Origin of the sequence: Promicromonospora kroppenstedtii DSM 19349, from assembly GCF_000515355.1 — a bacterium.
Lineage (GTDB): Bacteria > Actinomycetota > Actinomycetes > Actinomycetales > Cellulomonadaceae > Promicromonospora > Promicromonospora kroppenstedtii.
The window spans coordinates 72,498-81,165 of record NZ_KI911694.1 but is presented as its reverse complement, the minus strand read 5'-3'; the positions used below and the strand labels follow the sequence as shown (position 1 = coordinate 81,165).

Below are 8,668 nucleotides of genomic sequence, written 5' to 3'. Positions count from 1 at the left end.
CCCTCGGCGCCGAGTCCGGTCTGGGCGACCAGGCGCAGCGCCAGCTCGCCCAGCAGAACGCAGCCGGGGCCCCCACGGCCCCGCAGGCCGCGGCCACCCAGGCCGAACCGGCCGACCAGGCCCCCGCACCTGGGGCCGACAAGGAAGGAAAGTCCCACTGATGTCCAACTCCACTCCCGGACCCAACCGCCACCCGCTCGTCCTGGCCGCGGGCCGGGCACACCCCGAACTGGCGAAGAACGTCGCCAAGGAGCTGGGCATCGACCTGCTGGGCGTGTCCGCGTACGACTTCGCCAACAGCGAGACCTACGTCCGCTTCAGCGAGTCCGTGCGCGGCATGGACCTGTTCCTCCTCCAGTCGCACACGATGCCGGTCAACCAGTGGATCATGGAGCAGCTGCTCATGGTCGACGCCGCCAAGCGCGCCTCGGCGCACTCCGTCACCGTGGTGGCGCCGTTCTTCGGCTACGCCCGCCAGGACAAGAAGAGCCGCGGCCGCGAGCCGATCTCGGCCCGCCTCATCGCGGACCTGTTCAAGACGGCGGGTGCGGACCGCCTGATGAGCGTGGACCTGCACACCGCGCAGATCCAGGGCTTCTTCGACGGGCCGGTCGACCACCTGTGGGCCATGCCGATCCTCGTCGACTACGTGCGCACCCGCGTCGACGTCGAGAACGTCACCGTCGTGTCGCCCGACGCCGGCCGAATCCGCGTCGCCGAGATCTGGGCGTCCAAGCTGGGCGGTGGCCCGCTGGCCTTCGTGCACAAGACGCGCGACGTCACGCGGCCCAACCAGTCCGTGGCCAACCGCGTCGTCGGCGACGTCCAGGGCAAGGACTGCGTGCTGGTGGACGACCTGATCGACACCGGCGGCACCATCGCCGAGGCCGTCAAGGTCATCATGGCCGCGGGCGCCAAGTCGGTCACCGTCGCGGCCACGCACGGTGTACTGTCCGGTCCGGCCAAGCAGCGGCTCACGGAGTGCGGCGCGCGCGAGGTGGTCGTCACCGACACCCTGCCGATCGAGGAGGACCGCCGGTTCGACACGCTCAAGGTGCTCTCCATCGCGCCGCTGCTGGCCTCGGCGATCAACGAGGTCCACTCCGACGGGTCCGTGACCTCGCTGTTCGACGGCAACTCCTGATCCGGAGCGCCCGGCGAGGCGCTTGACTCGGGCGCGGTCAACGGGAGACCGTGTCTTGACATCTATGGGGGAGGGTCAGTGACCGTCACCGTCGTGGTCCCGACGTTCAACGAGGGGCCGAACGTCCGGGCGCTCACCGAGCGGCTCTGTGCCGCCTTCGGAGTGCTGCCCGACGACGGTCGCGCCTCCGGCGTCGTGCAGGGACCCGAGGGCGGGCCCGCCCCCGTGGGGGCTCCCGCCCTGGCGGAGATCCTCTTCGTCGACGACTCGACGGACGACACCCCCGACCGGATCCGTGAGGTCGCGGCCGCCACACCCGTCCCGGTGCGGCTGCTGCACCGGGAGAAGCCGGAGGGTGGCCTGAGCGGCGCCGTCGTGGCGGGCCTGCGCACCGTGACCACCGAGTGGGCGGTCGTGATGGACGGCGACCTGCAGCATCCGCCGGAGCTGGTGCCGGCGCTCGTCACGCGCGGCCGTGAGTCGGGGCTCGACCTCGTGGTCGCCTCCCGCTACACGGGCGACGGCGATGCCGGTGGCCTGGACGGGTGGTGGCGGCACGGCGTCTCGATCGCGTCGGCCCTGCTGGCGCGGTCCATGTTCCCGGTGCGGCTGCGCAACGTCACCGACCCGCTGACCGGCTTCTTCGCCGCCCGGGTGGATGCACTGGACCTCGACGCCCTGCACCCGCGCGGCTTCAAGATCCTGCTCGAGCTGCTGGCGCGCAACACCCTGGCCGTGGGGGAAGAGCCGTTCGTGTTCGGCGAGCGGTACGCCGGGCACTCCAAGGCGACCTTCAAGACCGGCCTGCGCTACCTGGAGCAGCTCGCCGCGCTGCGGTTCGGGCGGATGTCGCGGTTCGCGATCATCGGCGGCTTCGGTGCCGTGCTCAACGTGTTCATCCTGTGGCTCCTGACCGCGCTGGGCGTGCACTACGTGCAGGCCGCGGTGATCTCCGCCGTCGTCACGATCCTGATCAACTTCCTGCTGCAGGAGCGGCTCGTCTTCCGCGACCTGCGGAACGAGGGCCGCGGCGTCTGGTCGCGGTTCGCGCACTCGTTCGCGTTCAACGGCACCGAGGCGGCGATCCGCCTGCCCGTGCTGTGGTGGCTGGTCGAGCACACGGGCATGTGGCCCGTGCTGGTGCAGGCCGTGACGCTGGTCGTCGCGTTCCTGCTGCGCTTCGTGTTCCACGTCCAGGTGGTCTACAAGCCCCGGCGCACCCAGCCGGCGATCGGGGTCACACCGCCCCTCGGTGCGGACCGGGCGGACGAGCGGGTACAGTAGTCAGGTTGCCTCGGCGAGGGACGCCTGACGGCCGCGGCGGGACCTGATCCCGCAAGCACTTCGGCCGGCGTCCGTGATCGACTGGGCGGCCGTCGGCGGCCCCGGGCGGAGTACCCCTCCAGCACCTCGCCCCGCGTGCCCGCTCCGCGCCCGTCACGTGTCCCGCGCCGACGCAGCCGCCATCTTCGAGTTGCACACATATCTTCCAGGAGTGAATTCCCATGGCCGAGATCAAGCTCGCCGCTGAGCCCCGCACCGAGTTCGGCAAGGGTGCGGCCCGCCGCATCCGCCGCGACAACAAGATCCCCGCTGTCCTGTACGGGCACGGCACCGACCCGGTGCACGTGACCCTGCCGGGCCACGAGTCCATGCTGGCGCTGCGCCAGACCAACGTGCTGCTCAACATCGAGGTGGACGGCAAGGGCCAGCTCGCCGTCGCCAAGGACGTCCAGCGCGACCCGGTCCGCAACGTCATCGAGCACATCGACCTGCAGGTCGTGCGCGCGGGCGAGAAGATCACCGTCGACATCTCCGTGAACATCGTGGGCGAGTCGGCCCCCGGCACCATCCACCTCGTCGAGGAGCAGACGCTCTCGGTCGAGGCCGAGGCCACGCACCTGCCCGAGTCCGTCGAGGTCTCCATCGAGGGCCTCGAGTCCGGCGCGCAGGTCCACGCCGGCGAGGTCACCCTGCCGGCCGGCTCGACGCTGCTCACCGACCCGAACGCGGTCGTCGTGCTCATCACCGAGCCGCGCGGCGAGGCCAGCCCGGACGAGGCCGAGGAGTCGGCGGAGTCCGCCGGTTCGGCCGCCGAGGCGTCCGCGGAGGGCTGAGCCCCTCCCGCGTCCCAGAGCGACCCGGCCAGAGCCGGACGTACCGGGCCGAGGTGGAACATCCTGGCGCGCGCACGAGAGGATCGTGCGCGGCGCGGGTTCCACCTCGGCCCGACCTGTATCCGCCGCGGGGCGGGCAGCCCGCCGCCGTGACCACCGTGACCGCTGTCGTGGAAGGAACGTGACATGAGCGACCGGCCCTGGCTCGTCGTCGGGCTCGGCAACCCTGGTCCCAAGTACGCCGGCAACCGGCACAACGTGGGGCAGATGGTGCTGGACCTGCTGGCCGAGCGCGCCGGCGCGCGCTTCTCGAAGCACGCGCGGGCCCAGGCCGTCGTGGCGGAGACCCGGCTCGGCGTGCTGCCCGGCGGGGCGCCCGGCCCCCGGGTGATCCTGGCCAAGCCGACCACGTACATGAACACGTCCGGCGGCCCGGTCAGCGCGCTCGCCAAGTACTACGACGTGCCCGCCGACCAGGTGGTCATGGTGCACGACGAGGTGGACATCCCCTTCGACACCATCAAGCTCAAGGTCGGCGGCGGCGAGGGCGGCCACAACGGGCTGCGCGACACCACCAAGGCGCTCGGCACCAAGGACTACCACCGGGTGCGCGTCGGCGTCGGCCGGCCGCCCGGCCGCATGGACACCGCGGACTACGTCCTGCGGGACTTCAGCGGAACCGAGAAGAAGGACCTGCCGATCCTGGTCGACGACGCCGCCGACGCTGTCGAGATGCTGCTCACGCAGGGTCTGCTGGCGGCCCAGGGCAAGTTCCACGTCGCCAAGGCCTGAGCCGGCCCGGCCCGACGCGTCAGACCCCCAGGTCCCTCGGGTGGCCTGGGGGGTCCGACACGTTCTGAGGCGTCCGGGAGCGCCGTGGCAGCCGGGTGAACCGGGGGTGATCTCCCCCTCCTGGCGCGACATCCTGGGCATCGCCGCTCCTAGGGTTGCGATGTGGGCAGCACCTTCGCACTTTCGTCACACCGGACCCGCCAGGGCCGTCGTCCCCTGGCGGCCTTCGTGGTCGCCGTGCTCGCGGTTTCCTCGGCGCTGTTGACCGTGGCCCCCGCGGCGACCGCCGAGCCCTGTGCTCCCGGGGGAAACCCGATCGTCTGCGAGAACTCAAAGCCCGGCACCTCTCCCCAGGTCTGGGACATCGAGGGCGCGGGCGACCCGAGCATCCAGGGCTTCGCGACCCAGATGAGCACCGACGCCGGCAACCGGGTCGACTTCAAGATCGACACCGACGCCCGGAACTACACGGTCGACATCTACCGCACCGGCTGGTACCAGGGCCTCGGCGCCCGCAAGATCGACTCGGTCACGCCGAGCGCCACCCTGCCGCAGAACCAGCCGGAGTGCGCCTGGGACGTGACCACCGAGCTGGTCGACTGCGGCAGCTGGGCCGTCTCGGCGGGCTGGAACGTCCCGGCGACTGCCGTGTCCGGCGTCTACGTCGCCCTCCTGACGCGGACGGACAACGGCGGCCAGAGCCACATCACGTTCGTCGTGCGCGACGACGGGTCCACCTCCGACATGGTCTTCCAGACGGCGGACACGACGTGGCAGGCCTACAACACGTACGGCGGGTCCAGCTTCTACTCGGGCGGCGCCAACAACCGGGCGTACAAGCTCAGCTACAACCGCCCGTTCGCCACCCGCGGCCTGGAGCGCGGCCGTGACTTCTACTTCAGCTCCGAGTACGCGATGGTGCGCTTCCTGGAGCAGAACGGTTACGACGTCACGTACATCGCGGGGGCCGACACCAGCCGCGACGGCGCCCGGTTGCTCAACCACAAGACGTTCCTCTCGGTGGGGCACGACGAGTACTGGTCGGGCGCGCAGCGGGCCGCCGTCGAGCAGGCCCGGGACGCCGGCGTGCACCTCGCCTTCTTCGCGGGCAACGACGTGTACTGGCGCACACGCTGGGAGCCCTCGACGGCCGGTCCCTCGACGAGCCACCGCACCCTGGTCTCGTACAAGGAGACCTGGGGCAACGCCAAGATCGACCCGTCGAGCGAGTGGACCGGGACCTGGCGTGACCCGCGGTACGCCAGCCGTACGGCCGGCGCGGGCCGCCCTGAGAACGAGCTGATCGGCACTCTCTACACGACCAACTACTCCGACCTGCCCGTCACCGTCCCCGCGGAGGAGGGTGACCTGCGGATCTGGCGGAACACCGGGCTCGACGCCCTGCCCGCCGGGACGTCCCAGGCGCTGGCGGACCACACGGTCGGGTACGAGTCCAACGAGGACCTCGACAACGGGTCGCGGCCGCCGGGCCTGATCCGTATGTCGAAGACCGTCGGCGAGGTGCCCGAGTACCTGCAGGACTTCGGCAACGTGGTGGCGGCCGGCACGACCACGCACACCATCACGATGTACAAGGCGGCCAGCGGCGCGCTCGTGTTCTCGGCCGGCACCGTCCAGTGGGCGTGGGGCCTGGACCAGACGCACGACGGGAACGGCGCCCCGGCCGACGCCCGGATGCGGCAGGCCACCGTGAACCTGTTCGCGGACATGGGTGTCCAGCCGGACACGCTCGCCTCCGGCATCGCGCCGGCGACGAAGTCCACCGACACCACGGCGCCGACCGTCCAGATCACCGGTCCCGCGGCGCAGGCCCAGGTCGGCGGCGGCTCCCGGGTCACGGTCAGCGGCACGGCGGCTGACACCGGCGGCCGGGTCGCAGGCGTCGAGGTCTCGCTCGACGGCGGCGACACCTGGCACCCCGCGAACGGTCGCGCGAGCTGGACGTACACCGGCCAGGTCTTCGGCACCGGCGCCGTCGAGCTGCGGGCGCGAGCGATCGACGACAGCGCCAACATCGGTACCGCCGCCACCCGCGGCGTGCAGGTCGCCTGCCCGTGCAACGTCTTCGGCGACGGGCCGCCGCCGAACGGCGCAGCCGACGACTCGTCCGCCGTCGAGCTCGGCCTGCGCTTCACTGCGGCCGACGACGGCTACGTCAGCGGCGTCCGTTTCTACAAGGCCGCCGGCAACACGGGGGTGCACGAGGGCACGCTGTGGAGCGCCGCCGGCGCCCAGCTCGCCCGCGTGCAGTTCGGCGGCGAGTCGGCCACCGGGTGGCAGACGGCGTCGTTCACCACGCCCGTCCCCGTCCTCGCGGGGCAGAAGTACGTGGTCTCGTACACCGCGCCGAACGGCCGCTACGTCTCGACCCCCTGGGCCTTCCAGACGCGTGGCCGGTCCGCCGGCCCGATCACGGTCGAGGGTGGGTTCGGGGCCGCTCCCGCGGGCCTGTACGGCGCACCGGGCACCGTCCCCACGGAGTCGTGGGACAACTCCGCCTACTACGTGGACCCGGTGTTCACGGCGACCGACAACTCGCCGCTGCGCGTCAGCACGCGGGCCCCCGTGGACACGGAGGTGAGCGTCCCGCTGGACGCCCCGGTGCGCGCCACGTTCTCCAAGAACGTCGTCGCCTCCTCGATCGGGGTCGTGGTCAAGGACGCCGCGGGCGCCACGGTGCCCGGCACGGTGTCCTACGACGCACCGACCCGTACCGCCACCTTCACGCCGTCCGCAGCGTGGGCCGGCTTCGTCGAGCACACGGTGACGGTCACCGCGCAGTCGGTCGACGGGCTCCCCGTGTCCGAGGGCGGCACGTGGAGCTTCCGCACCGTCCGGCCGCCGTCGACCGTGTGCCCGTGCGGCCTGTACGACGACACGGTGGTGCCGGACATCACCGCGGCGCCCGACCCCGACGCCGTCGTTCTCGGCACCCGGTTCTCGCCGACCGCGGCCGGAGCGGTCTCCGGGATGCAGTTCTGGAAGTCGGCGCAGATGGAAGGACCGTTCGTCGCGTCGCTCTGGGGGCCGTCCGGCCAGGTGCTCGCCCAGGCGACGATCGAGGACCCGGTGGCGCAGGGCTGGCAGGACGTCGAGTTCGACACCCCGGTCGACCTCACCGCGGGCCAGGAGTACACGGTGGGTTACCGCGCGCCGTCCGGCGCCTACCCGGCCACGCTCGGCGGGCTCGGGGCCGCGCTGACCGTCGGGAAGCTGAGCACGCCGCAGAACGCCGGCGTCTACACCTATGGCACCGGGCGCCCGACGACGGCGGTGTCGACGGCATACCTCGTCGATGTCCAGTTCGAGCCCGCCGCGTCCACCCCGACGATCGTGTCGCGGACGCCGTCGGCCGCTGCCGTCGACGTGCCGCTGGACACCGATGTGTCGGTCACTGCCTCGGAGGCGCTCGCCTCCGGCACCACGCTCACCCTCACGACGCCCGGTGGCCAGGCCGTCGCCGGGACCCTCACCCGGGACGGTGCGACGGCGACGCTGGCGCTCACGAACGACCTCGGCGCAGGCGTCACCTACACGGCCTCCTTCACCGGGAAGACCTCCGCCGGGGCGACGATCGGGCCCGTGACGTGGTCGTTCACGACGCAGGCGGCCGCGGGCTCGTGCCCGTGCTTCGTGTTCGGCAGCGCGGTGCCGCCGATCGCCGCCGCCGACGACGGCGCCGCCGTGGAGCTGGGCACCCAGTTCTCCGCCGACCGCGCCGGTTTCGTGACAGCGGTGCGCTTCTACCGGGGTCCGGGCAACACCGGGCCGCACACGGTGACGGTGTGGTCGGCCTCCGGGACGGCCCTGGCGTCCGCCGTGGCCCCGTCGGGCAGCGCGGAGGGCTGGCAGACGGTCCAGCTCGCGCAGCCGGTCCCGGTCACCGCGGGCACCACGTACGTCGTGTCCTACCTCGCGCCGCAGGGCCGGTACGCGGCCGGGCAGGGGTACTTCGCGCAGGCCCGGACGGTCGGGCCGCTGACCGCTCCGGTGGACGCCGGACGGTACGCCTACGGCGGCGGGTTCCCGCAGTACTCGTGGCTCAGCACCGGGTACTGGGTCGACCCCGTGTTCGTCGTGGAGTGACGCAGCGCTGACACCGGTCGTGGCGTCGTCCTCCCCCGGGAGGACGACGCCACCGGCTCGCCGGCGGACGGGCGGGGCGGTTCAGCCGGCGGACAGCGTGGCGAGCAGCTCGACGTCGCAGCCCTTGCGCTTCGGGGAGGTGACCAGCACGACGGTCCCGTCGTCCCGCTCCAGGGTCACGGTGGTGCGGTCGGGGCCGGCGGTGGTGCCGGTCTCGGCGAAGCCCCCGGTCGTGAACCACGAGCGGTACCCGAGCAGCACCTCGGTGCAGCCGTCCTTCGTGGTGACGTCGAGTGCCACCTGGAAGCGCCCGTCCTGCCCGGTCACCGAGCTGGTGTCCACGGTGGCGTCGTCCGGGACCCGCACGACGTCGGCGGGGAACTGGGCCACCAGGCCCGACCCGTCGGCGGACGTCTGGGAGCGGCTCATCCGGCCGGCCGCGGGGAGCTCGGCGACGCGCTCGCCCGGCGAGGTGCCCGCCTTCCCGGCGGTGCCGGGCGGGGCGAGC

General features: G+C 72.3%; 5 protein-coding genes and 1 pseudogene. 5 read left to right on the top strand and 1 reads right to left on the bottom strand.

Annotated elements, in window-relative coordinates; translation table 11 throughout:
• The first annotated feature begins 160 nt into the window (after window positions 1-160).
• The 5 genes from PROKR_RS17550 to PROKR_RS17530 all read left to right on the top strand — a co-directional run bounded on the left by PROKR_RS17550 (window position 161) and on the right by PROKR_RS17530 (window position 8,160).
• A complete protein-coding gene (locus PROKR_RS17550; protein ID WP_020017097.1) occupies window positions 161-1,144 on the top strand; it encodes a ribose-phosphate diphosphokinase in 984 nt (327 codons plus the stop codon).
• 78 nt (window positions 1,145-1,222) lie between these two features.
• Window positions 1,223-2,428 carry a glycosyltransferase gene (locus tag PROKR_RS17545; RefSeq protein ID WP_036965118.1) on the top strand — a complete coding sequence of 402 codons (1,206 nt, stop codon included), beginning with the start codon at window positions 1,223-1,225 and terminating at the stop codon, window positions 2,426-2,428.
• Window positions 2,429-2,649: 221 nt separating this feature from the next.
• Complete coding sequence (locus PROKR_RS17540) at window positions 2,650-3,261, top strand: 50S ribosomal protein L25/general stress protein Ctc (protein ID WP_036965116.1); 612 nt, start codon at window positions 2,650-2,652, stop codon at window positions 3,259-3,261.
• 186 nt (window positions 3,262-3,447) lie between these two features.
• Window positions 3,448-4,053 carry an aminoacyl-tRNA hydrolase gene (gene pth / locus PROKR_RS17535; protein WP_036965114.1) on the top strand — a complete coding sequence of 202 codons (606 nt, stop codon included), beginning with the start codon at window positions 3,448-3,450 and terminating at the stop codon, window positions 4,051-4,053.
• Window positions 4,054-4,215: 162 nt separating this feature from the next.
• The gene (locus tag PROKR_RS17530; protein WP_157602197.1) at window positions 4,216-8,160 is read left to right on the top strand and encodes a DUF4082 domain-containing protein; all 3,945 of its coding nucleotides are present in this window, start codon (window positions 4,216-4,218) and stop codon (window positions 8,158-8,160) included.
• A gap of 81 nt (window positions 8,161-8,241) precedes the next feature.
• Here PROKR_RS17530 and PROKR_RS17525 read toward each other — a convergent pair.
• A pseudogene (locus tag PROKR_RS17525) lies at window positions 8,242-8,668 on the bottom strand (hypothetical protein); the annotation flags it as partial.

Excerpts from the sequence above, each read along its gene's own strand:
- PROKR_RS17550 (WP_020017097.1), top strand. The coding sequence starts at position 161 with ATGTCCAACTCCACTCCCGGACCCAACCGCCACCCGCTCGTCCTGGCC.
- PROKR_RS17540 (WP_036965116.1), top strand. The coding sequence starts at position 2,650 with ATGGCCGAGATCAAGCTCGCCGCTGAGCCCCGCACCGAGTTCGGCAAG.
- pth (WP_036965114.1), top strand. The coding sequence starts at position 3,448 with ATGAGCGACCGGCCCTGGCTCGTCGTCGGGCTCGGCAACCCTGGTCCC.